Here is a 22664-nt window from a genome sequence, read left to right as displayed (position 1 = left end):
TCAGTTGACTCTCGGCACGGTAAAGCGGAATTCGCTGCCCTTGCCCGGCTGGCTTTCGGCGTGCAGTTTACCGCCATGGGCCTGGACAATCCCCTTGGAAATGTACAACCCCAGTCCGGTGCCGTTGGGGTTGCCTTCCTTGATTGTCCAATAGCGATCAAAAATATGAGGCAACTGCTCCGGCGCGATGCCTTGGCCGGAATCGCGGACGCTGAACACGATTTCATCGCCCATCGACATCGCGCTGATGCCAATGACACCTTCTTGGGGTGTGAACTTGATGGCGTTTCCAATCAAGTTGGACAGCACTTGGAACAATCGCTCGGGGTCAGCCTTGATTTTCAGGTCGGGTTCGGCGTGGAACGAGATATCGATGGCCTTGGCGTTGGCCAGCGGTGTCAGGAGCGAGCAGGCGTCGTCGAATATCTGGCTGACTTCCATCGGCTGGGGATTGATGGTGTAACGCCCGGCGTCAATACGCGAGGTATCGAGCAGGTCCTCCAGCAGCGCGTTCATGCGGCTGGTCGCCTGTTGCATGGTATCGATGGCCGAGGCAATTCGCTTCGAACTGTGGGAGCCGTCGGAGCTGAAGGACTTCTGCATCATGCCGCAGAGCATGGAGATGGCCGTCATCGGACTGCGCAGGTCATGGGAAACCACTGCCACCAGCTCATCGCGAGCTTGCACGGCCTGACGTTCCTTGAGCACCTGCCGGGCCAGATCGTTTTCCAGGGCCGAACGCCGCAGGTCGTTGGCGGCGAAGAGGTCGCCATGGCTCCATTTGGCGCTGATGCCGGCCATTTCGACTTTCCAGATTTCGAAGGACGTCCGGGGTCGCAGGCGCAAGCCGGTGTTGCTGTCTTCCAGGTCCAAGGGTTTTTGCGGGTCACCGCTCCAATGGATGGTTTCCTTCACTTCGGGCCGAAACCACAACACGCCGTTTTCCACTGGCTTGGGCAGGTGAATTGCCAGCACACCGCTTGCCACGTCCTGGTAACCCAGGGCTGGCGAGTAAACGCTGCCCAACTGATGGTGGGAGAATACCGGTTGACCGCTTTCAAGAATCCATTGGTGCAGCGCCCGGATCTGCTCCGGTTCAGGACACCGGCCGTGACGGTGCAGCTTGTTGTCTTCGAAAATCGCGACTCCGCTGGCCCCGGTCAGATCCATCAAGCGATGTGGTTCGTGGGACAAACCGTCGAAGACGTTATCGCTGGACTCGGCCATGGCTTTGGCCAGTATGTCGAGATCGTCAAGCTTGGCGTCTCGTTGGCGGCTCAGCGCCAGGGCCTCCATGGCACTGATCTGCAGCGACAGCACCTGGCCGATGGTCTGGCAGGCTTTGCGCATCTCATGGGGGACAAGCAGGGGCTGACGGTTGCCGCAACTGATCAACCCCCATAAGCGTTCACCATCCATCAGCGAGATGCTCATGGAGGACAGCACCCCCATGTTCTTCATGTATTGCCGGTGGATCGGCGAAACACTGCGCAGGGTTGCAAAGCTCAAATCCAACGGCGTCTGCGTATCGGGACGCAGCTCGGGAACCAGCGGTACCGGCGTGTAATCGGCGTTGGGGATGATTCGCAACCAGTTGGTGCGATACAGCTCACGGGCCTGCTCGGGAATATCCGATGCCGGGAAGAACAGTCCTTTATAGAGTTCCATCGAGGGCGCGCTGGTTTCGGCAATGACCTGCCCATGGCCTTCTTCTTCGAAGCGATAAATCAGCACGCGATCGTAGCCGGTCATGGCCTGGATTTCCCGAACGCTGATGTCGTACAGGGCTTGGAGGGTTTTCGCGCCTTGCAGACGCTGCAGCATGCGGCCCATGTTGGCCTCCCCGTTGACGCCTTCGGGGCGGTAGTCGCTCAGGTGTTGCTCCATTTCGACGATCAGGACACCCTGATGGCGATGGACCAGGGCGTCGAAACGCTGCTGGTTCACCAGGATTTCCAGAGGGGCGTTGTCGTCTCCTGCCTCGACGCGACAGGCGTCACGGATGGCTTCGGCTTGTTTCGACCCGAACAGTTCGTCCAGCGTCTGCCCCAACAGTCGGTTGGCATCATGGCCCATCAGCTGCGTTACGTTGGCGCTGATCTGGCGGATCACGAAGTCGGGTTCGGACAACATCAACAGCACGCCGTGAGGCTGAATGGCCCCGGGGAAGCGAATCGGTTCGTCTGCGCAATTGGCCAGCAGTTCTTCGAAGGCTTCTTGGTTTTCCGGGTTCATAACAGGACCTCCTGGCTGTCCAGCCAGCGTTCAAAGCAGGTAAATGTCGCCTTGGCGGCGCGTGTGACTTCGAGCGTCTGGGCGCTGCCAAGGTTCCTGTCACCCAGGTAATCGAGAAAATCCTTCCAACGCCGCCCGGTCAGTTCGCCGTACACATCGAGAAACGCCGCACCGCTGGAAGCGTCCAGATCAAGCTGTTCGGCTACCCGGCGCCGCAGGATCTGCCCGCCCAAGGTTGCCCCTTCCAGCACATAGGACACGCCGAGCGCGGCGGTGCGAGACTCTATCTCGGGCAGTAGGTGGCAGGTGGGCAGCGCCTCGATGGCGGCGTCATCCAGGCCCAGCGCCACGAGATCCGCCCGCAGGACGGGGAGCTTGATTCGCAGGGACTGATCCAGTCCGGTCGGTGTCAGCGACAGGACATGCAGGCGTTGTTCCAGCGGCTGGTAAAAACCGTAGTAGGCCGCCATCAAGCGCCGGTAGAACTCAAGATCCAGGCCAGCGGAGAAAAACGGCAGACGTTTTTCCAGGGCGACGTGGAGCTCGGCGGTTTCGGTCCGCAATGCCTGGATCAGAGAGGAAGATGATGCAACCGTTGGCATGCGGAAAAGGACTCTTGAGGTGAGGCGTTGCTGAAAAAGCGCATCAAAGCTTACAGGGGTTTTTAAAGTTAGCGGTCATCAGGCGTCGACTTTCGCCTTTCGTTGTCGTGCCGCTCCCCAAGCCGCGCCCGCTCGCGATCCAGCTCAATGCGCAACTCTTCTTTGGGCACAGAGGATAATACCGACGGTGGGTTTGTCGTCGGGGCTGCGCTTCAGGTCGTCGTAGAGGCGCACGTACATATCCATCTGCCCGATGTCCTGGTGGCTCAGTTCGCCGCGCTTGATGTCGACGATCACGAAGCATTTGAGCAGGTAGTTGTAGAAGACCAGGTCCAGGTAGAAGTCCTTGCTATCGGTGCTGATACGTTGCTGACGGGCTATGAAGGCGAAGCCCTTGCCCAGTTCAAGAAGGAAGCCCTGTAGTTGATCGATGAGGGCCTGTTCCAGATCGGTTTCCAACAAGATGCCGGCGTTGGGCAGCCCGAGAAATTCCAGGACGACCGGGTCCCTGACGATATCCCTGGGGCCAAGGTCGAGGGATTTGAGATGGGTGTCGGCCTCTTGCTGCACTGCCGGACGATCGCGGCTCGCCAGCAGGCGTTCGTAGTAAAAGGTGCCAATCTGGCGTTCGAGGGCGCGAGTGGACCAGTTCTGCATGGCCACTTCGTTCATGTACCAATGACGGGCATTGCCATCTTCTATGCGTAAAAGCGTACGGTAATGGGTCCAACTCAATTCGGTACGCACTGCGTTCCAAATCGGAAACTTTTGATAGAAGTCTCTCATGTGGCGCAAGTTGCGCTCATCGAACCCTTTCCCGAACCTCCCCGTTAGCACCTTCGCCAGCGTCGCCAGCAGTCGGGTCCCATAAGCCGCCCGCTCCGCGCCTCCCTGTTCGAATTCAATGATGTGCCGGCCGATCTGCCAGCACGTTTGCACCTGGAGGGTGTCGACGGCGCGCAGGACCTTCTGGCGAGCCTGGCGGATCAGTTCACCGAGTTCGTTGATCAGGGGGGCGAGTTCTGGGTCGTCTTGAGGCAGTAGGGGAGTCATCGAAATGGCAGCCGTAGTGTTGGGCGGCCCAAGAGAATGCTCTAACGGTCGTTTCGATGATGCAGGGCGATGCTGTTTGGCCTGGAGGAATCATTGCAAACTCATGCAGGGCCGGGATGACGGAGCGGCCGGGTGGTGGAGTCTGTGTTGTAGGACATAGTCCTGGAGAATGTCATCCAGGCGTTCGAGGGGCTGCTGCGCAGCCCAGCGGGGATGAATCCCCTCGCCACAGGGCGATGTTTGCAGTTTCAGCTGTTCGCCAAGGCTTGGGACGCGGCGACGTAATCAGCCTGGAATTGCGGGCTCTCGACCCAGTCCAGTGCCGTCTGCTCGTCGACACCCGTGGTCATGCGTCGATATTCGATCAAGGCGGTAATGATAAAGTCGGTGGCTTCCTCTTCGCCTTCCTGCTCCAGCACGAGTGCCAGCAAAGGGTGGCCCAGGAAAACTGCGCACATGGCCTGTTGGCTGACCTTTTCGGCAGCGCGCATGACTTGGAACAGCTCCGACAGGTCCACAGTCTCCAAGTCGATGCGCTCATCATTCGGGTCCAGGAAATCGTTCGGCGCAGCGGCGCGCTGGATCCGGTTCTTCTTGGCTTTCGCCTTGGCGCGCTGGTTTCGCTTCTGCTGTTTGTCTGGCGATGACATGGGTCAGATTCCTGCCATGAGAAATAAGGCCATCTATCCTACAGCTTCACGGCGAGGGCTTCGAATCTTAAGGGAGGTAGCGACGGGAATGTAGCCGGGTCGATGCAGGGGGGGAAGGAAACCCCGGACAATAAAAAACCCGATCAATTGCTTGATCGGGTTTTCGGTATTTGGTGCCCAGAGACGGAATCGAACCGCCGACACGGGGATTTTCAATCCCCTGCTCTACCGACTGAGCTATCTGGGCAACGGGGCGCATTAAACGGGTTTTTCGGGGGGGCGTCAAGCACGTTATCGAAAAATATTTAATTATTACCGTCGCTTACGATTCGCCCCGGCGTCGAGCGGCTTATTCGGACGGCGGCACGTAGCCTTCGGCCTTGGCGTATTCTTCGCCGGAAAAGAACTTGTCCATCTCGCCCTGGATGTATTTGCGGTCTTCGGCATTCATCATGTTCAGGCGTTTTTCGTTGATCAGCAGGGTCTGGTGTTTCTGCCAGTCCGCCCAGGCCTTGGCCGAGACATTGTCGTAGATGTCCTGGCCCTTGGCGCCAGGGAACGGAGCACGCTCCAGGGCGGGCAGTTCTTCTTTGTACTTGCGGCACATGATGGTGCGGGTCATGACGATTCTCCTGCATTCAATACGACGGCCGCGCGTTCGAGCAAGGTTTTGACCGGGGCGGCAAGGCCCAGGCGCGGCGGGGTGGCGAGGTTATACCAGAGCCAGTCGGCCTCGGCCACGTGATGGCCGGTTTCCCGGACCCGGACCAGCCAGGGTTCGATCGCCAACTGGAAATGGCTGAAGGTGTGAACCAGGCTCGGCAGTTCCTGTTGCTTGCCCAGCTCCAGCGAATGCTGCAAGGCCAAGTGCTGCAGGTCTTCAAGGTCGTCGAGTTCCGGCAGGCTCCACAAGCCACCCCACAGGCCGGTGGAGGGGCGACGGTAAAGCAGGATCGCGCCTTCACGGTTGGCCAGCATCGGCATCAAGGTACGTTTCCTGGGGACTTCCTTGCGAGGCTTGGGTATCGGGTAGCGGGTTTCCAGGCCCAACATGTGAGCTTCACAGCCGACTTTCAGTGGGCAGAGCAGGCAGCTGGGTTTGCTGCGGGTGCAGAGTGTTGCACCCAGGTCCATCATCGCCTGGGTATAGGCATTGACCCGATCCTGGGGCGTGAAGCGCTCGGCAGTGGCCCACAGTTGTTTCGCTACCTTGGGTTCGCCCGGATAGCCTTCCTGGGCGGTGAAGCGCGCCAGCACCCGTTTGACGTTGCCGTCCAGGATCGGCGCCCGCAAGCCCATACTGATGCTGGCAATGGCACCGGCGGTGGACAGGCCGATCCCCGGCAACTCAGTAAGCTTCTCCACGTCCCGGGGGAATTCGCCGCCGTACTGGTCGACGACGATCCTGGCGGTTTTCTGCAGATTGCGTGCGCGGGTGTAGTAGCCCAGCCCGGTCCACAGGTGCAGCACTTCATCCTCCGGCGCGGCGGCCAGGGCCTGTACCGTGGGCAGCGAGGCCATGAACCGGTCGAAGTAATTGAGCACGGTGCTGACCTGGGTCTGCTGCAACATGATTTCCGAAACCCACACCCGGTATGGGGTGATGTCTTGCTGCCAGGGCAAATCGTGGCGCCCGTGGCGATCGAACCAGTCCAGGACGGCGGTGGAAAACTGCTCGGCTCTCATCGCTTGAACAGTCCCTTGAGCGCATCCTTCAGCTCGGGGCTGACTTTGTCTCCCAGCTTCTCGTCGATCTTGTCGCCGAGACGGTCGCCTGCCAGTTTCGCCGCGACCTTGCCCAGGCCGTCATTGTCCAGGCGGCAGGCCTTGGCGCCGAGCTCCAGCGGGCCGCGGCAGCGCAACGGCCATTCGACATCGACGTAGCGTTCGTTGACCTGGCAGGCCGGGTCGGGCATGTCGCTCTTGTCGCCTTCGACGATGACGCCAACCCGGTAATCCATGCCCAGCACCCGCAGGTCGATATCGCCGTTGCCGTTCACGGTCATGCCAGGGATGCGGACTTTCAGGTCCGGGTTGCTGGCAACGCCATTGTGGAACACAAGGTTACCGTTGAGCTGCTGGAACGGCGTGTCCTTGCCCCGGGGTTCGCCACTGAGGTTCTTGCGGTTCAGCAGGGCGATGCCTTTGCACAGCTGCTGTTCGAGGTTGGCATTGAGCAGCACGCCATCATTGATGACGAAACCGGCATTGCCGTTGAGGCTTTCGATCAGCGCCTTCTGGCTGTTGCCGCTGGCGGTCACTGCACTGTTGAGCGTCACCAGGCCTTTGACCGGTGGATTCTTGCCTTGGCTCTCGATGATTTTTTCGGCCGGTACCCGATTGATCCGGGTTTGCAGGTTCAATTGCGGCGTGGTCTGGCGTACGTCGAGGGTGCCTTTGGCTTCGAAGTTGCCGCTATACAGATCGCCCCGCAGGTTCTCCAGGGTCAACAGGCCACCCTGGCCGGTAGCCTTGAGGGCGGCATTCTGGATTGGCAGTTTATCCAGCGTCAGTTGGCCAAAGGTCAGGTCGGCATCGATGTCCAGTTTGCTCAAGCGCTCCACCGGAAACAGCCGGTCGTTGCTCCAGGCACCTTGGGTCGGCGAGCTTGGCAGGGGCGTGCTGCCCGCGCCCGCCATGGCACTGGCTTCGGTGTTGTTGACTTCCGCCTCGCGAGCAGCCTTGGCACTGTCGGTCTCGGCGGATTTCGGTGGCAGATAGCGGTCGACGTTGAATGTGTCGGCCTTGAGCTGCGCACGCAAGGACTGCTTGGCGAAATCCTGCACAGCGATGCGGCCGCTGAAGGTGCTGTCGTCGATCTTCAGATTGATGTCATTGAGTTCGACGCTACTGGGCGTACCGGCAATGCGGCTGGCCAGTTCCACTTTGGTCAGACTGCCCTCGGCCATGGTTGGCAGCTTTTGGCCAATGCTGTCGACAAAGTTCGCCAGGTCGAATTGGGCGATCGATACGCCGCCGTTCAGTTGCGGGGTCTTGTCGAGGTCGTTGACCTTCAGTTCGCCCAAGGCACGCAACTGGTTCAGGGACAGCTTGATGCCGGTCCATTCGGCCACGTTGGCGGCCTTGTCCAGGAATAGCTGGCCCTGGGCGTTGAAGTTCAGGGTCTTGCCCTGCAACGGATCCCCCGTGACTTCGCCGGACAATTTGAGGTCTTCGAACTTGTAGCGCTTCAAGGCACGTTCAAAGCGCAGTTCGCCGTTGACTTCGGTGCGCACGCGCACGGCAGGCTGGTTGCTGGAAAGAAAGGCAGTGAGTTTGACCGGAATATTGGTGGAGTCGTGGACCGGCCCGGTGCTCAGCTGGATGCTTTCGGCGCTGAACTGCTTGCCGGTTTGCTCGTCGGTGTATTCGACCCTGGCGTTGTTCACGGTCAGGCTGTCGATGTCCAGCCGGGTCGGCTGCGCAGGTTTTTCCGTCGGGGTGCTGGCGGGCGGGGCGGGTTGGTCGGCCGGTGCAGGAGCGCTCGCCGTCGTGGCGGCCGGTGCCGGCACTTTGCCGATGTCTTCCCAATTGCCGTGGCCACTCTTGTCGCGGTTGAGCCGCAGGTTCAGGCCTTCGACCCGGACATCGCTCATTTGCACTTCTTTGCGCAGCAGAGGAATCACGCGTACCGAAAGGCCGAGCATCTGCAGATCGGCAAAAGGCTGTGTCGGGTTGGCCAGCGTAGCGACGCTGGCGTCGTGCAATTCAAGACCCAGCCATGGAAACAGGCTCCAGCCGATATCGCCATTGAGGGTCAGCTCAATGTGGGCCTTGTCGCGGGCAATCTGGCGGATCTCTTCCTTGTAGTCGTTGGGATCAAAGAGGTGGGTCAGGGCAAAGCCCAAGGCCACAATGATCAGCAACAACCCGAGAAGTACCAGACCCAGGATTTTGCCGAACGCTTTCATGGGCGAATCCTTGTAGGTTGAGTTCAAAATTTAGCCTTGGAGTATAACGCCGTGGATTTGTGTTCGGCTTTAGTCAGTACTCATCCAGCGGCAGTTTCAATTTCGCCGCCAGGGCCTGGGCTATCAGATGCCCGGCCGGGGCCCGCAGTCTTAGCTGGGCGCCGTCTTGCAGGGCCAACCTCTGCGCTTCGCTCACGAGTCGTTCAGCCACGCCACGGCGGCGAGTGATGTTTCGTATGCACATCTGAGACAAGTGCCAAGCGTCCTGGTGCCGTTGCAGGCGAGCGGCGCCGAGTAACCGGTCATTGAAGCGTGCCGCGATTAGCGAGCCCTCATCCAGGCAGGTGTGGATCAATTGGGCGGCGTCGCTGAACGGCTCCAACAACCAGGAGGGGGCATCCTGAAAGATTTTTTGCAGGTCCTGTTGATCCTGACGTGTGGCTTCGCTCACGTGTTCGACGACGATGGGCATGGAAATTCCTGAGAAATAAAAAAGATCTGCGCCCTACAGAAAGCCGACAACGGCGCGATAAGACAGGTGGCATGAAAAAAGGTGATATCACTTTGGTTTTTCTGTCACGAGCAAATGGTAACCTTTACCCGTTCGCCCGTCCTTCTGCGACTTGATGTCGCACCAAAATGGAGCTTCACCGGAAAATACAGTCGTGCCTGCGTGCAATGAAGGCTGAGGGTGATGCGTGGCTGGCGAACCATTCTAACAACTGGGGGATACACAATGAGCACGAGCATTACGGCGGACGGCGTTGCCGACCAGCCAGCATTCCTCTCCAAGGAACGCATTATTGCCAAGCCCGGCTTCAACCGCTGGTTGGTGCCACCGGCCGCACTGGCCATTCACCTGTGCATCGGCATGGCCTATGGCTTTTCGGTGTTCTGGCTGCCACTGTCCAAGGCGCTGGGCATCACCAAGCCCGTGGCCTGCGCGCCGGATATGAGTTTCATCTCGCAAGTCTTTTCGTCCCAATGCGACTGGCCGATCTCGATGCTCGGCTGGATCTACACCTTGTTCTTCATCTTCCTGGGTTGCTCGGCAGCCATCTGGGGCGGCTGGCTGGAACACGCCGGACCGCGCAAGGCAGGTGTCGTGTCGGCCTTGTGCTGGTGCGGCGGACTGCTGATTTCCGCGCTGGGTATTTATACCCACCAGATCTGGCTGATGTGGGTCGGTTCCGGCGTGATCGGTGGTATCGGCCTGGGCCTGGGCTACATCTCGCCCGTCTCCACCCTGATCAAATGGTTCCCGGACAAGCGTGGCATGGCAACCGGCATGGCGATCATGGGTTTCGGTGGCGGCGCGATGGTTGGTGCTCCGTTGGCTGCAGCGCTGATGAACCACTTCGCTTCGCCGACTGACGTGGGCGTTTGGCAAAGCTTCCTGGTCATGGCTGCGATCTATTTCGTGTTCATGATCGGTGGTGCCTTGTCCTACCGCGTTCCGCCGACTGGCTGGAAACCTGAAGGCTGGACCCCAGCCCCGAAAAAAGCCGCCAATGCGATGATCACCCATCGCCATGTTCACGTGAACGTTGCCTGGAAAACCCCGCAGTTCCGTCTGGTATGGCTGGTGCTGTGCCTGAACGTGTCTGCCGGTATCGGTATCCTGGGCATGGCTTCGCCACTGCTGCAGGAAGTGTTTGGCGGCAAATTGCTCGGCAACGACCTGCCCTTTGGTCAACTGGACGCCGCGCAACTGGGCCAGATCGCTGCCATCGCGGCCGGCTTTACCGGTCTGTTGAGTCTGTTCAACATCGGTGGGCGCTTCTTCTGGGCATCCTTCTCGGATTACCTGGGCCGTAAAAACACCTATTTCGTGTTCTTCGCCTTGGGCGTTGCTCTGTATGCGTTGATTCCGAACCTCGGGCACCTGGGCAGCGTCGCGCTGTTCGTGGCGGCGTTCTGCATCATCCTGTCGATGTACGGCGGCGGCTTCGCCACTGTTCCGGCCTACCTGGCCGACCTGTTCGGTACGCAGATGGTGGGCGCGATCCACGGTCGTCTGCTGACCGCCTGGGCCGCAGCAGGCGTGCTTGGTCCGGTACTGGTGAACTACCTGCGTGAATATCAATTGAGCATCGGCGTTGAACGTGCCGCGGCCTACGACATCACGCTGTACATCCTCGCCGGCCTGCTGGTGCTGGGCTTCCTGTGCAACCTGATGGTTCGCCCGGTCGCCGACAAATACTTCATGACCGACGCCGAACTGGCCGCCGAACAGGCGCTGGGTCATGACAAAGGCGCCGACAGCACCACTTCGCTGGAATGGAAAGCCGCACCAGGCACCAAGCCGCTGGCGGTCGCTGCCTGGCTGGTGGTGGGCATTCCGTTGGCGTGGGGTGTGTGGGTGACCCTGCAGAAGACGGCGGTGTTGTTTCACTAACGCATAGCTGAAGCAAACCCTGCGATCCTGTGGGAGCGGGCTTGCTCGCGAAAGCGGTATGTTAGTTAACGATGATGTGGACTGATACACCGCCTTCGCGAGCAAGCCCGCTCCCACATTTGTTTCCGGGTGGTGGCAAAACTGCTTGTATGGACATGTCTATCCCCGACGACACGGCATCCAGCCCGTCAGCGATATCACCGTTCGTGTTTCTGTTTGCCGCTCGCACCTCTATAATGGCTGCCTTTTTCGCCCAATGATTTTGCGGAGCTGGTGATGGCCGAACGTAAGGCGTCTGTCGAGCGCGATACTCTGGAAACCCAGATCAAAGCCTCGATCAACCTGGATGGCACCGGTAAGGCCCGGTTTGATATCGGCGTGCCTTTCCTTGAGCACATGCTGGACCAGATCGCCCGTCACGGGCTGATCGACCTGGACATCGTCAGCAAGGGCGACCTGCATATCGACGACCACCACACAGTGGAAGACGTCGGCATCACGCTGGGTCAGGCCTTTACCCAGGCCATCGGCGACAAGAAGGGCATCCGTCGTTACGGTCATGCCTATGTGCCTCTCGATGAGGCGCTGTCGCGTGTGGTCATCGACTTCTCCGGCCGTCCTGGCCTGCAAATGCATGTGCCGTACACCCGTGCCACCGTTGGCGGCTTCGATGTCGACTTGTTCCAGGAGTTCTTCCAGGGCTTCGTCAACCACGCGAATGTCACCCTGCACATCGACAATCTGCGTGGGCACAACACCCACCACCAGATCGAAACCGTGTTCAAGGCCTTCGGCCGCGCACTGCGCATGGCCGTAGAGCTGGATGACCGCATGGCCGGCCAGATGCCCTCCACCAAAGGCGTCCTGTGATGCAGACCGTCGCGGTTATCGACTATGGGATGGGCAACCTGCACTCGGTGGCCAAGGCCCTCGAACACGTGGGTGCCGGCAAGGTACTGATCACCAGCGATGCCGAAGTGATCCGCGAAGCCGACCGGGTGGTCTTCCCCGGCGTCGGTGCGATTCGCGACTGCATGGCCGAGATCCGTCGCCTGGGCTTCGACTCGCTGGTACAGGAGGTCAGCCAGGACCGCCCGTTTCTCGGCATTTGTGTAGGCATGCAAGCCTTGCTGGAGCGCAGCGAAGAGAACTCCGGCGTCGATTGCATCGGCATGTTCCCCGGCCAGGTGAAATTCTTCGGCAAGAACCTGCATGAAGAGGGTGAGGACCTGAAGGTCCCGCACATGGGCTGGAACGAAGTGAAGCAGGCGGTGGACCATCCGCTGTGGCACAACATTCCGGACCTGGCCCGCTTCTACTTCGTACACAGTTACTACATCGCGGCCGGCAATGCGCGGCAGGTGGTGGGCAGCGGTCATTATGGCGTCGATTTCGCCGCCGCCCTGGCTGATGGTTCGCGTTTCGCCGTGCAATTCCATCCCGAGAAGAGCCATACCCATGGCCTGCAGCTGTTGCAGAACTTCGCGGCGTGGGACGGTCGCTGGTAATGGCACGCAAGCAGCCGTCGATCCTCACCCTCACGCCCGAGCAGGAAAGTGAGGCGAACCGCAAGATCCAGCGGTTCATGAAGGAGCGTTTCGAACTGGACCTGGGCTCGTTCGAAGCGGCGGAAATTCTTGACCTGTTTACCCGCGAAATTGCTCCGCACTACTACAACAGGGCGATTTTCGACGTGCAGACGCACCTTAAGGAAAGGTTCGAAAGCATCGAAAGCGACCTGTGGGCGCTCGAGAAAAACTGATTTCCGAGCCAAGCTGAACATTCGTATTTGAAGGTTTGCCAGATGCTGATTATTCCCGCTATCGATCTCAAGGACGGCGCTTGCGTACGTCTGCGTCAGGGCCGGATGGAAGACTCCACGGTGTTCTCCGATGACCCGGTGAGCATGGCTGCCAAGTGGGTGGAGGGCGGTTGCCGTCGTCTGCATCTGGTGGACTTGAACGGCGCTTTCGAAGGGCAACCGGTCAACGGCGAAGTGGTCACGGCCATTGCCAAGCGCTATCCGAACCTGCCTATCCAGATCGGTGGCGGTATTCGCTCGCTGGAAACCATCGAGCACTACGTCAAGGCTGGCGTGAGCTACGTGATTATCGGCACCAAGGCCGTGAAGGAGCCTGAGTTCGTCGCCGAAGCCTGTCGCGCTTTCCCGGGCAAGGTCATCGTTGGCCTGGACGCCAAGGACGGTTTCGTCGCCACCGACGGCTGGGCTGAAGTCAGCAGCGTGCAGGTAATCGACCTGGCCAAGCGTTTCGAGGCCGACGGCGTGTCCGCCATCGTTTACACCGATATCGCCAAAGACGGCATGATGCAGGGCTGCAACGTCCCGTTCACCGCCGCCCTGGCTGCCGCCACGAAGATCCCGGTCATAGCATCCGGCGGCATCCACAACCTGGGCGACATCAAGGCCCTGCTCGACGCCAAGGCGCCTGGCATCATCGGGGCGATCACCGGTCGTGCGATCTACGAAGGCACCCTGGACGTCGCCGAGGCCCAGGCCTTCTGCGATTCCTATAAAGGCTGAGGACTGACCATGGCGCTGGCCAAACGCATCATCCCTTGCCTGGACGTGGACAACGGCCGGGTGGTCAAGGGTGTCAAGTTCGAGAACATCCGTGACGCCGGCGATCCGGTGGAAATTGCCCGTCGCTACGACGAGCAGGGTGCGGACGAGATTACCTTCCTGGACATCACGGCCAGCGTAGACGGCCGCGACACCACGCTGCACACCGTCGAACGCATGGCCAGCCAGGTGTTCATTCCGCTGACCGTGGGCGGTGGCGTACGCACCGTGCAGGACATCCGCAACCTGCTCAACGCCGGCGCGGACAAGGTGTCGATCAACACCGCCGCGGTGTTCAACCCGGAGTTCGTCGGCGAAGCGGCCCAGCGTTTCGGTTCGCAATGCATCGTCGTGGCCATCGACGCGAAGAAAGTGTCCGGCCCGGGCGAAACCCCGCGCTGGGAGATCTTCACCCACGGTGGCCGCAAGCCCACCGGGCTCGACGCCGTTGAATGGGCGAAGAAGATGGAGGGGCTGGGCGCCGGTGAAATCCTGCTGACCAGCATGGACCAGGACGGTATGAAGAATGGCTTCGACCTGGGCGTCACCCGCGCCATCAGCGATGCCCTGGGTATCCCGGTCATTGCGTCCGGCGGTGTCGGCAACCTGCAGCATTTGGCCGACGGGATCATCGAGGGCCATGCCAGCGCAGTATTGGCGGCGAGCATTTTCCACTTCGGCGAATACACCGTGCCCGAGGCCAAGGCCTATATGGCGCAGCGCGGTATCGTCATTCGTTAGTGCAATCGAACCCGGTTTCCTGCGTCAATGGGCAGCCGGGATCGCATCGCGGGGGGCGCTCGCAGAGCTCAGGATATCGACCCTCGGTTCGGATGGCTGCCCCGAACGGTCATAAGCGATAGTGCAGAATTTCAGCGGCAGTTCTTCATCTATAAACCAGAAGTCCAGGTATGTATGGGTGGTGTACTGGTCTTTTTCTGCGCAATCAGTCTCGTCCACCGAGCCAAACTTGACGGCATAGGTTCGATATTCTTCATTGCGCGCCAGTTCTACTCCAACGCCGGTGCTGATGGCTAATTCAGGCCGCGCCACGGGAAGATCTTCCAGCACTTCGACAGGAAGGGAAAGGGCGTTCTTGATGAGCCCGAATTCAGCTTCCTGGGCGGCGGAATCCACCCCCACGATACACAGAAAGTAAAAGCCGGGCCGGGTGCCAATCGAGGAATCGATAAATGCGTTGCTGGAACTGATTGCATCACTGTAATGATGACCATTTTCGCAGTCCTTCGCGGTGCGAACGGTTTTGTGACGGTAAAAGGCAGTGCTGATGGAAAATCGGTAGTCCCATGTCGGGGACTCAATTGTCCCGTCATCCCTTTTTTTAACTCGCTTGTATCTTTCCAGCCCCTTCGAGTCTGCAGTCACGGTAAATGCTGGATAGAGGGGGCAAGAGGCTATCGCGTCACTGGTTATACGGCCCCGTATGAAACAACTATTTAGAAACGCTATCGGGTTGCCATATACATTGTTTGGAATGGCTTTGTAGGCCTCTCCAACCCGCATACAAGGCGCATGCTCCTGGCAGGGTGCGAATCCGCTGGCCAGGTTTCCGGTGTTCACGACGCCAATGATTTCGTTGGAGTGGCGTCCAAGAATCGGTGCTCCCGAACTCCCTCCCGCTATGTCCTGGCAGCGAGTCATCACGTTGTTTCGCCATACCCATGGTCCTTCGACAATTTCTTCGGCCGACTGCAGCGTGCAGGCCGCCATGCGCAATGTGGCGTTTTCGAAACCCAGCGGGGCACTCACAATCAGGACGTCAGTTCCGTTGTCGGGTTTTTGCCGGGCCAATTCCAATGGTTGTATGCCTGCCTTGAGCAGTATCTGCAGGCTGACATCCAATTCAATGATCGCCAGGTCCACGCCTTGCATGCTTCGCCACGCCACTTCCTTCAACGCATAGGTTTTATAAAGGGGCGTGTCGGCGAAGTAGTCGAACTGCATGACTCCACTGAGCCGTTTATGAGTAACGATGTTTCCGTTGCCTTTCTCGATACAGTGCCCTGAAGTGAGTACATAAGCGGGCGTTGGTTCGACTACAGAGGCATCCCTGGTATCCAGAAGCGTTGCGGTGCAGGCGCCGTTGATATAAAGGCGTCCGATACCTCGCCAATGGTTATGGGTTTCACCGGCATTCTCAAGGACCTTGGAAGCCGTGAAGTTTTGCAGCTCTTCACCATAGTCTTTGCTGTAGGCATTGTCTGGCTCGACCAGCGAGCAGAGCGCGGCGATAAGCAGTGAGAGGATCGATTTCATCGAGCGGTTCCTGTAATCAATTAGATAAAAGAGCGTTGTGGCCGACGTCTTTAATTAATCAGGCAGGGACCGAGAGTAGGTGGTAGATAAATACCTCAACTGTGAGGAAGGTGATTCGTATCCTGGACGGTTCAGTGAGAATTCAAAGTGCGGTGGACACGATGGCGTGCTCAAGGCACTCTTGGGTTCACCATGGATTGCGGTAGTCCGACATGTTCAAACGCTTCGTTCTAGCCTTTGCAGGCGCCACGTTGCTGCTCGCAGGTAGTGCCCGCGCCGCCGATACATCATTGGTGCTGCTGACCGAGAACTTCCCGCCGTACAACATGGCGAAGAATGGCAAGAACTTCGCGCAGGACGAAAATATCCACGGTATCGCCGTGGACATCGTCCGCGAGATCTTCAAACGCGCCGATATCAGCTACACCCTGACGCTGCGTTTTCCCTGGGAGCGAATCTACAAGCTCGCCCTGGAAAAACCCGGTTATGGTGTGTTTGTCATGGCGCGATTGCCGGAGCGCGAGAGGCTGTTCAAATGGGTTGGCCCTATTGGCCCGGACGACTGGATCATGCTCGCCAAGGCGGACAGCAAAATTGCCCTGGACTCACTGGAGCAGGCGCGACGCTACAGGATCGGTGCCTACAAGGGCGATGCGATTGCCGAGACGTTGGCCAAGCAAGGGCTGAATCCGATTGTGGTCCTGCGCGACCAGGACAACGCCAGGAAACTGCTCAACGGGCAGATCGACCTGTGGGCCACTGGGGACCCGGCCGGGCGATATCTGGCGCGTCAGGAAGGGGTGAGTGATCTCAAGACCGTATTGCGATTCAACAGTGCGGAGCTGTACCTGGCCTTGAACAAGGATGTATCCGACGAGATCGTTGCCCGCCTCCAGGCGGCCCTGGATGAGCTGCGCAAGGAAGGTAAAGTGGATGCGATCATGGCGCGGTATCTATAAGACCAAGCGCTACCGATAAACCCCATCTTTCCCATGTCCGATCATGGCCCGGTTGCTGCGCAGGCTGATCATCGACTTGATATCGATCCATTCCACCCCCTGAGCCTGGAGTTTGGGTAGCTCGCGTTCGAGCACCGCCAGGGTCTGCGGGTAGGGATGACCGATCATGACGGCCGAGCCCTGTCGCCGGGCCAGATCAATCGCGATTTGTAATTGATGGGCGATGGCGGCTTCGGTGCGTTCATCATCGAGGAACACATCCCGAGACACACTGGCCAGGCCGATTTTCTGCGCTTGGGCGGCTGCAACGGTCTGGGCGCTGGTGCGGCTGTCGACGAAAAACTTGTGGCGCTTTTGCAAGTCGGCCATCAACCACGCCATGGCCTGGGGCTGGGCGGTCATGCGGCTGCCCATGTGGTTGTTGATCCCGCTGGTGTAGGGCACCGCAGCAAACGCAGCGTCGAGACGCTTGCCCAGTTCCTCGATGGATAGCTCCGGATGCCAGGCGAACGGCCCCGTGGCCGGGTCCATCGGCATGTGCAGCATGACGATTTTGCCGGCGCGATGGGCTTCGCGAGCGAACTCGGCCGCGTGGGGCGTATCGGGCATGATCGCCGCGGTCACCGGGCCGGGCAGGGCCAGGACCCGGCGGTCCCGAGGCAGGTTCTGCCCCAGGTCGTCGATGATCAGACTCAGGTAAGCCTTGTGCGGGGAAGTGGGTGGCGTGTCGGGCGCCGCAAGAGCGGCGCCGGCCACACAGCACAACAGGCCAAGGAGGAACCGCAGGCGCATCTCAGCGGCCGGAAGTGATATTCAGTCCCTTGAGCAGGCTCAGGGCCTGGGCCAGCTGATAATCGTCGTCCTGTGGCATCGGCTTCGCCTTGGCGCCGGAGCCGGTCGGTTTATCGGCACCGCCGTTGCCATTGCCCAGGTGACCTTGCAGGTCGGCTTCCTTGAAGTACTCGCTGTCCTGCTCGCTGGTAATCTTGGCCTTGCGCACTTCGATGTCCGGGACAATTCCCTGGGCCTGGATAGAGCGGCCATTGGGCGTGAAGTACAGCGCGGTGGTGATCTTCAGGGCGCGATCGTTATTGAGTGGCAATACGGTCTGCACCGAGCCCTTGCCGAAGCTGGTAGTGCCCATGACAACACCGCGCTTCTGATCCTGCAGGGCACCGGCGACGATTTCCGAGGCCGAAGCGCTGCCGCCGTTGATCAGCACTACCAGCGGCACGGCTTCGCTCAGGTCGTTGCCGGTGGCCGAGAAGCGCAATTCGGAGTTGGCGATACGGCCTTTGGTATAGACGATCAGGCCCTTGGTGATGAAGTGGTCCACCACTTCCACCGCCGCTTGCAGCACGCCGCCGGGGTTGTTGCGCAGGTCCAGGACCAGGCCGTTGAGTTTCTTGCCGTTGTCCTTGCGCAGCTTGGCCAGGGCCTTGGCGACTTCTTCACCGGTCTTGACCTGGAACTGGGTGATGCGGATGTAGCCATAACCCGATTCCAGCAACTGGCTCTTCACGCTTTTGACCTGGATGACCGCTCGCGTCAGGGTGACATCGAACGGCGTGCCGCCGTCGCGAACCAGGGTCAGGGTGATCTTCTGGCCGATCTTGCCGCGCATCTTGTCCACGGCTTCGGTCATGCTCTGGCCGCGGGTGGGTTGGCCGTTGATCTTGACGATGAAGTCGCCGGCCTGGATGCCTGCCTTGGAGGCAGGCGTGTCGTCGATGGGCGAGACCACTTTGACGAAGCCGTCTTCGCTGCCAACTTCGATGCCCAGGCCGCCAAACTCGCCGCTGGTGCTTTCCTGCAACTCGGCAAAGTCCTCCGGCCCGAGGTAGGCCGAGTGCGGATCGAGGTTGCTGAGCATGCCCTTGATGGCGTTTTCCAGCAGCATCTTGTCATCCACCGGCTCGACGTAGGCAGCCTTGATCCGGTCCATGACTTCAGCAAAGGTACGCAGTTCGTCCAGCGGCAGCGGGGCCTTGGTGGTGGCAGCCGTAGCTGCGGTGGACGATGGGGCCGGTTCGGCGGCGAACGCCAGGGGCGCGCCGATCACAAGGGCGATCGTCAGGGCCAGCGAGGTGAGGCGGGACAAGTGCAGCATGTCGAACGAACTCCTTAATTGGATGGGCACGCTTATCCTTGCGCACGACACCATTGGGCCGGATCGCTGGGGCGACCCTGCTGACGAATAGCAAAATACAGTGCTGGCGTATCCTGCCCGCCACTGTTGCCGACCGTGGAAATGGACTCGCCGGCTTTTACCACATCGCCGGCGCTCTTGAGCAGCGTCTGATTGTGGCCGTACAGGCTAAGGTAACCGTTGCCGTGATCCAGGATTACCAGCAGGCCTGCGCCGCGCAGCCAGTCGGCGAAGACCACGCGCCCGCCGTGAACGGCATGGACCTGGCTGCCGGCGGAGGCACTGATCATCACGCCGTCCCACTTTGTACGGGTATCGTCGCCGCGGGTTTCACCAAAGCGTGCAAGTAATCGACCATTGACCGGCCATGGAAGTTTGCCTCGGGCGGAAGCGAAAGCGCCGCCGAAGGTTTCTCCTTCACTGGAAACCAATGCGCCAGGGCTTGACCTGGATGGCTTGCGGGGCTCATCGCCGGTGTCGGCCTGTGCCTCACGTAAACGCTTTTTTTCGGCTTCCTGCTGGGCGATCAGCGCTTTCTGACGCGCTTCTTCCGCCTCCCGAGCCTGGCGGGCCAGGGTTTCCTCGATGGTCTTCAATACCTTGGCCAGCTCGGCCTGATCCTGCTCACGGGCCTTGAGCTTGCTATCGCGGGCCTTTACGTCATCGTTGAGCCTGGCCAGGACCACCTGGCGCTCCTTGCGAACCTTGTCGAGTTCCTCGCGCTGGGTGTCGAGGCTGCTTTTCTGCACCAGCAACTGGGCCTGTTGCAGCTCGATCTCCTTTTCGACATTGGCCAGTTGGCGCAGGGTCTCGTTGAAGGTCTTGAGTTGCTCCAGGCGCGCCTGGCTCAGGTAGTCGTAATAGGTGAGGGTACGGGCGAATTTCTCGGGATTCTGCTGGTTGAGCAGCAGCTTGAGGTACTCCTGACGGCCGTTCTGATAAGCCGCCCGGGCCTGGATGGCGATCAGCTTCTGCTGTTCAGTGCGCGCGCTCTGGAGTTTTTTTTTCTCTCCATCGAGTCGCTGCAGCTCGGATTCGCTTTTCTTCAGCTCTTTCTGCAGGGCCTCGACCTGCTTCTCCAGCTTGCCCATTTCCGTTTCAGTGCCGCGCAGGTCTTTCTGCACGCCGGCTTTTTCTTCCTGCAACTTGCCCAGCAGTTTTTTCAGCTCGGCAATGTCCTGGCGCGTTGCCTCCAACTGTTGTTGGGTTTGCGTGCGTTCGTCGGCGAAGGCCGGTTGGAGCAGGCAGGTCAGAACGAGGGCTATCAGGACGCGGAGCATAGGGGCGGGCGGCACCAGGGTAAGGGACGGCTTAGTATGCCCGCCCCACGCTGCAAAAAAAACGCCCATTTGGAGCTGTGTGATAACTGGCCGGAAAAACACTGCAAACCCCCTGTGGAAGCGGGCTTGCTCGCGAATGGGGCTGCCAGTCCTATCTGGCCTAGCGCATTCGCGAGCAAGCCCGCTCCCACAGCGGATGTGTTTACTCAAACCAGAATCGAAGTCCCGGTCATTTCCGCCGGTTTTTCCATGCCCAACAGCATCAGCATGGTCGGTGCCACGTCGGCCAGTACACCGCCCTCGCGGACCTTGAAGTCGCGCTTGCCGACATAAATGAACGGGACCGGCTCGGTGGTGTGGGCGGTATGGGCCTGGCCGGTGGATTCGTCGGACATCTGCTCGACGTTACCGTGGTCGGCCGTGATCAGCGCTTCGCCGCCGACCTTTTCCAGAGCATCTACGATGCGACCGACACAGGTGTCCAGGCATTCCACGGCCTTGACCGCCGCCTCGAAGACGCCGCTGTGGCCGACCATGTCGCCGTTGGCGTAGTTGACCACGATCACGTCGTAGCGCTGGTTTTCAATGGCGTCGACGATGCGGTCGGTCACCTCCGGAGCGCTCATCTCCGGTTGCAGGTCGTAGGTGGCGACTTTCGGCGACGGGATCAGGATGCGCTCTTCGCCCGGGAACGGTTCTTCACGGCCGCCGGAGAAAAAGAACGTCACGTGGGCGTATTTCTCGGTTTCGGCGATGCGCAGTTGGGTCTTGCCGTTTTTCGCCAGGTAGTCCCCCAGCACGTTCTCCAGGCTGCCGGCGGCGAAGGCCGACGGGGCCGGGATGCTGGCGGCGTATTGGGTCAGCATCACGAAACCGGCCAGTTTCGGCTGGCGGGCGCGTTCGAACTCCTTGAAATCGTCTTCGACGAAAACACGGGTCAGCTCGCGGGCACGGTCGGCGCGGAAGTTCATGAACACCACCGCGTCGCCGTCCTCAACCTTGACCGGCGCGCCAATGGTGGTGGCCTTGACGAACTCATCGCTTTCGCCGCGCTCGTAGGCGGCCTCCAGGCCTTCCTGGGCGGTGGCGGCGCTGAATTCGGCGTTGCCATCGACGATCAGGTTGTAAGCCTGGGCGACGCGATCCCAACGGTTATCGCGGTCCATGGCGTAGTAACGACCGACGATACTGGCGATACGGCCCTTGCCGAGGGATTGGAAGGTGTTGTCCAGCAGCTCGATTGACGAGGCGGCGCTTTTCGGTGGGGTGTCGCGGCCGTCGAGGAAAGCGTGCAGGTAAATGTTCGTGGCGCCACGCTTGGCGGCCAGTTCGGCCATGGCAACCAAGTGATCCTGATGGCTGTGCACGCCGCCATCGGACAGCAGGCCCATGAAATGCACAGCCTTGCCGGCGGCCACGGCTTTATCCACAGCGGCGCATATGGTCGGGTTCTCGAAGAACTCGCCGTCGCGGATCGCTTTGGTCACCCGGGTGAAGTCCTGGTAAACCACGCGACCGGCGCCGAGGTTCATGTGGCCGACTTCAGAGTTGCCCATCTGTCCGTCCGGCAGGCCGACATCCATGCCGCTTCCGGAGATCAGGCCGTTCGGCACGCTGGCCCAGAGGCGGTCCAGCACAGGCTTTCTGGCGGCGTACACGGCGTTGGATTCGTGGCTGTCACTGTGACCGAAGCCGTCGAGAATCATCAGGACCAAAGGTTTAGGCGTGGTAGTCATGGAATCCACTCGTGGCGGGTTGAAAGAAGACGATGCAAAAGGGACGGGCAGTTTAAAGGTAAGTTCCGATGCCGTCACCGCCGGGCGGGGTTTGGCCGGCCTTGCGTGCTGTGTATACTGGCCGACATTTTAACGCCCTGGAACCTCCTTCGATGGTTGCTCACCTGATTCAATTTGCCACTAACCACTATATTCTTGTCGGCATCTTCGTCGTTCTGCTGGCATTGCTGATTGCCCATACAATGCAGGGCGGCGGCCGTAGCCTGAGCACAGGCGAACTGACCGCGCTGGTCAACAAGGATGCGGGCGTGGTGGTGGATATCCGTCCGGGCAAGGATTTTGCCGCTGGCCACATCGTCGGCGCGGTGAATATCCCTCAGGACAAGCTGGCCGCGCGTATCGGCGAGCTGGAAAAACACAAGGCCAAGACCATTATCCTGGTCGATGCCATGGGCCAGACCGCCGGTACCCATGCCCGCGAACTGATGAAGTCCGGCTTCACCGCCGCCAAGCTGTCCGGTGGCGTGGCAAGCTGGAAAGCCGACAACCTGCCCCTGGTGAAGTGAGATGACCCACGTCGTTGTCTATTCCAGCGATTACTGCCCCTATTGTTCCAGGGCCAAGTTCCTGCTTCAGAACAAAGGCGTGGCCTTCGAAGAGATCAAGGTCGACGGCAAGCCGCAACTGCGCGCCGAAATGACCCGCAAGGCCGGACGCACGTCCGTGCCGCAGATCTGGATCGGCAACACCCACGTGGGCGGTTGCGACGATCTGTATGCCCTGGAGCGCGCCGGCAAGCTCGACGCGATGCTCCAGGCTTGAACCCCCTACCA

General features: G+C 59.9%; 22 protein-coding genes and 1 tRNA gene. 9 read left to right on the top strand and 14 right to left on the bottom strand.

Annotated elements, in window-relative coordinates; all coding sequences use genetic code 11:
• The 9 genes from AD666_RS04280 to panM form a co-directional block, all read right to left on the bottom strand.
• Window positions 1–2235 (bottom strand): ATP-binding protein, encoded by a 2235-nt coding sequence (locus AD666_RS04280; RefSeq protein WP_053147898.1) that lies wholly within the window; start codon window positions 2233–2235, stop codon window positions 1–3.
• The gene (locus tag AD666_RS04275; RefSeq protein ID WP_053147897.1) at window positions 2232–2837 is read right to left on the bottom strand and encodes a biliverdin-producing heme oxygenase; all 606 of its coding nucleotides are present in this window, start codon (window positions 2835–2837) and stop codon (window positions 2232–2234) included. The genes AD666_RS04280 and AD666_RS04275 overlap by 4 nt, the downstream gene beginning before the upstream one ends.
• 144 nt (window positions 2838–2981) lie before the next feature.
• Window positions 2982–3890, bottom strand: coding sequence for a YhcG family protein (locus tag AD666_RS04270; protein ID WP_371259563.1), 909 nt, complete (start codon window positions 3888–3890; stop codon window positions 2982–2984).
• Window positions 3891–4138: 248 nt separating this feature from the next.
• Window positions 4139–4540 (bottom strand): hypothetical protein, encoded by a 402-nt coding sequence (locus AD666_RS04265; protein ID WP_053147895.1) that lies wholly within the window; start codon window positions 4538–4540, stop codon window positions 4139–4141.
• Between the two features lie 171 nt (window positions 4541–4711).
• A tRNA-Phe gene (locus tag AD666_RS04260) sits at window positions 4712–4787 on the bottom strand.
• A 102-nt stretch (window positions 4788–4889) separates the two neighbouring features.
• A complete protein-coding gene (locus tag AD666_RS04255) occupies window positions 4890–5162 on the bottom strand; it encodes an oxidative damage protection protein (protein WP_053147893.1) in 273 nt (90 codons plus the stop codon).
• Window positions 5159–6226: an A/G-specific adenine glycosylase gene (mutY, locus tag AD666_RS04250; protein WP_053147891.1), complete on the bottom strand. Its 1068-nt coding sequence runs from the start codon at window positions 6224–6226 to the stop codon at window positions 5159–5161. The genes AD666_RS04255 and mutY overlap by 4 nt, the downstream gene beginning before the upstream one ends.
• Window positions 6223–8451, bottom strand: coding sequence for an AsmA family protein (locus tag AD666_RS04245; RefSeq protein WP_053147889.1), 2229 nt, complete (start codon window positions 8449–8451; stop codon window positions 6223–6225). The genes mutY and AD666_RS04245 overlap by 4 nt, the downstream gene beginning before the upstream one ends.
• Window positions 8452–8524: 73 nt before the next feature.
• A complete protein-coding gene (gene panM, locus AD666_RS04240) occupies window positions 8525–8923 on the bottom strand; it encodes an aspartate 1-decarboxylase autocleavage activator PanM (protein WP_053147887.1) in 399 nt (132 codons plus the stop codon).
• Between the two features lie 264 nt (window positions 8924–9187).
• Between panM and AD666_RS04235 the strand changes: the two genes are divergently transcribed.
• The 6 genes from AD666_RS04235 (at window position 9188) to hisF (ending at window position 14171) form a co-directional block, all read left to right on the top strand.
• Complete coding sequence (locus tag AD666_RS04235; protein WP_053147884.1) at window positions 9188–10849, top strand: OFA family MFS transporter; 1662 nt, start codon at window positions 9188–9190, stop codon at window positions 10847–10849.
• Between the two features lie 276 nt (window positions 10850–11125).
• Window positions 11126–11719: an imidazoleglycerol-phosphate dehydratase HisB gene (gene hisB, locus AD666_RS04230; RefSeq protein ID WP_024778052.1), complete on the top strand. Its 594-nt coding sequence runs from the start codon at window positions 11126–11128 to the stop codon at window positions 11717–11719.
• The gene (gene hisH / locus AD666_RS04225; protein WP_053147882.1) at window positions 11719–12357 is read left to right on the top strand and encodes an imidazole glycerol phosphate synthase subunit HisH; all 639 of its coding nucleotides are present in this window, start codon (window positions 11719–11721) and stop codon (window positions 12355–12357) included. The genes hisB and hisH overlap by 1 nt, the downstream gene beginning before the upstream one ends.
• Entirely contained in the window at window positions 12357–12611 is a 255-nt protein-coding gene (locus tag AD666_RS04220) for a DUF2164 domain-containing protein (protein ID WP_053147880.1), read from the top strand. The genes hisH and AD666_RS04220 overlap by 1 nt, the downstream gene beginning before the upstream one ends.
• Window positions 12612–12653: 42 nt before the next feature.
• On the top strand, window positions 12654–13391 hold the full coding sequence (gene hisA / locus AD666_RS04215) for a 1-(5-phosphoribosyl)-5-[(5-phosphoribosylamino)methylideneamino]imidazole-4-carboxamide isomerase (protein ID WP_038605771.1): 738 nt from the start codon (window positions 12654–12656) through the stop codon (window positions 13389–13391).
• 9 nt (window positions 13392–13400) lie between these two features.
• A complete protein-coding gene (gene hisF / locus AD666_RS04210; protein WP_053147878.1) occupies window positions 13401–14171 on the top strand; it encodes an imidazole glycerol phosphate synthase subunit HisF in 771 nt (256 codons plus the stop codon).
• A 24-nt stretch (window positions 14172–14195) separates the two neighbouring features.
• Here hisF and AD666_RS04205 read toward each other — a convergent pair whose 3' ends face one another.
• Window positions 14196–15707, bottom strand: coding sequence for a serine protease (locus tag AD666_RS04205; protein WP_053147876.1), 1512 nt, complete (start codon window positions 15705–15707; stop codon window positions 14196–14198).
• Between the two features lie 212 nt (window positions 15708–15919).
• Between AD666_RS04205 and AD666_RS04200 the strand changes: the two genes are divergently transcribed.
• Window positions 15920–16666 carry an ABC transporter substrate-binding protein gene (locus AD666_RS04200; RefSeq protein ID WP_053147874.1) on the top strand — a complete coding sequence of 249 codons (747 nt, stop codon included), beginning with the start codon at window positions 15920–15922 and terminating at the stop codon, window positions 16664–16666.
• 9 nt (window positions 16667–16675) lie between these two features.
• On the opposite strand, the gene AD666_RS04195 is transcribed toward AD666_RS04200, so the two are convergent.
• The 4 genes from AD666_RS04195 to gpmI form a co-directional block, all read right to left on the bottom strand.
• On the bottom strand, window positions 16676–17458 hold the full coding sequence (locus tag AD666_RS04195; RefSeq protein ID WP_053147872.1) for a divergent polysaccharide deacetylase family protein: 783 nt from the start codon (window positions 17456–17458) through the stop codon (window positions 16676–16678).
• A gap of 1 nt (window position 17459) precedes the next feature.
• Window positions 17460–18776 (bottom strand): S41 family peptidase, encoded by a 1317-nt coding sequence (locus AD666_RS04190; RefSeq protein ID WP_053147870.1) that lies wholly within the window; start codon window positions 18774–18776, stop codon window positions 17460–17462.
• A gap of 32 nt (window positions 18777–18808) precedes the next feature.
• On the bottom strand, window positions 18809–20095 hold the full coding sequence (locus AD666_RS04185; RefSeq protein ID WP_053147869.1) for a murein hydrolase activator EnvC: 1287 nt from the start codon (window positions 20093–20095) through the stop codon (window positions 18809–18811).
• 206 nt (window positions 20096–20301) lie between these two features.
• Window positions 20302–21831 carry a 2,3-bisphosphoglycerate-independent phosphoglycerate mutase gene (gene gpmI / locus AD666_RS04180; RefSeq protein WP_053147867.1) on the bottom strand — a complete coding sequence of 510 codons (1530 nt, stop codon included), beginning with the start codon at window positions 21829–21831 and terminating at the stop codon, window positions 20302–20304.
• A gap of 152 nt (window positions 21832–21983) precedes the next feature.
• On the opposite strand from gpmI, the gene AD666_RS04175 reads away from it, so the two are divergent.
• Together AD666_RS04175 and grxC are read left to right on the top strand one after the other, a co-directional pair.
• Window positions 21984–22397 carry a rhodanese-like domain-containing protein gene (locus tag AD666_RS04175; RefSeq protein WP_053147865.1) on the top strand — a complete coding sequence of 138 codons (414 nt, stop codon included), beginning with the start codon at window positions 21984–21986 and terminating at the stop codon, window positions 22395–22397.
• A gap of 1 nt (window position 22398) precedes the next feature.
• Window positions 22399–22653, top strand: a complete 255-nt coding sequence (grxC, locus tag AD666_RS04170; protein ID WP_053147863.1) for a glutaredoxin 3 — start codon at window positions 22399–22401, stop codon at window positions 22651–22653.
• The last annotated feature ends 11 nt before the right edge of the window (window positions 22654–22664 follow it).

The organism is Pseudomonas sp. Pf153 (assembly GCF_001269775.1).
Lineage (GTDB): Bacteria > Pseudomonadota > Gammaproteobacteria > Pseudomonadales > Pseudomonadaceae > Aquipseudomonas > Aquipseudomonas uvaldensis.
This window is presented reverse-complemented; position numbering and strand designations above follow the sequence as displayed.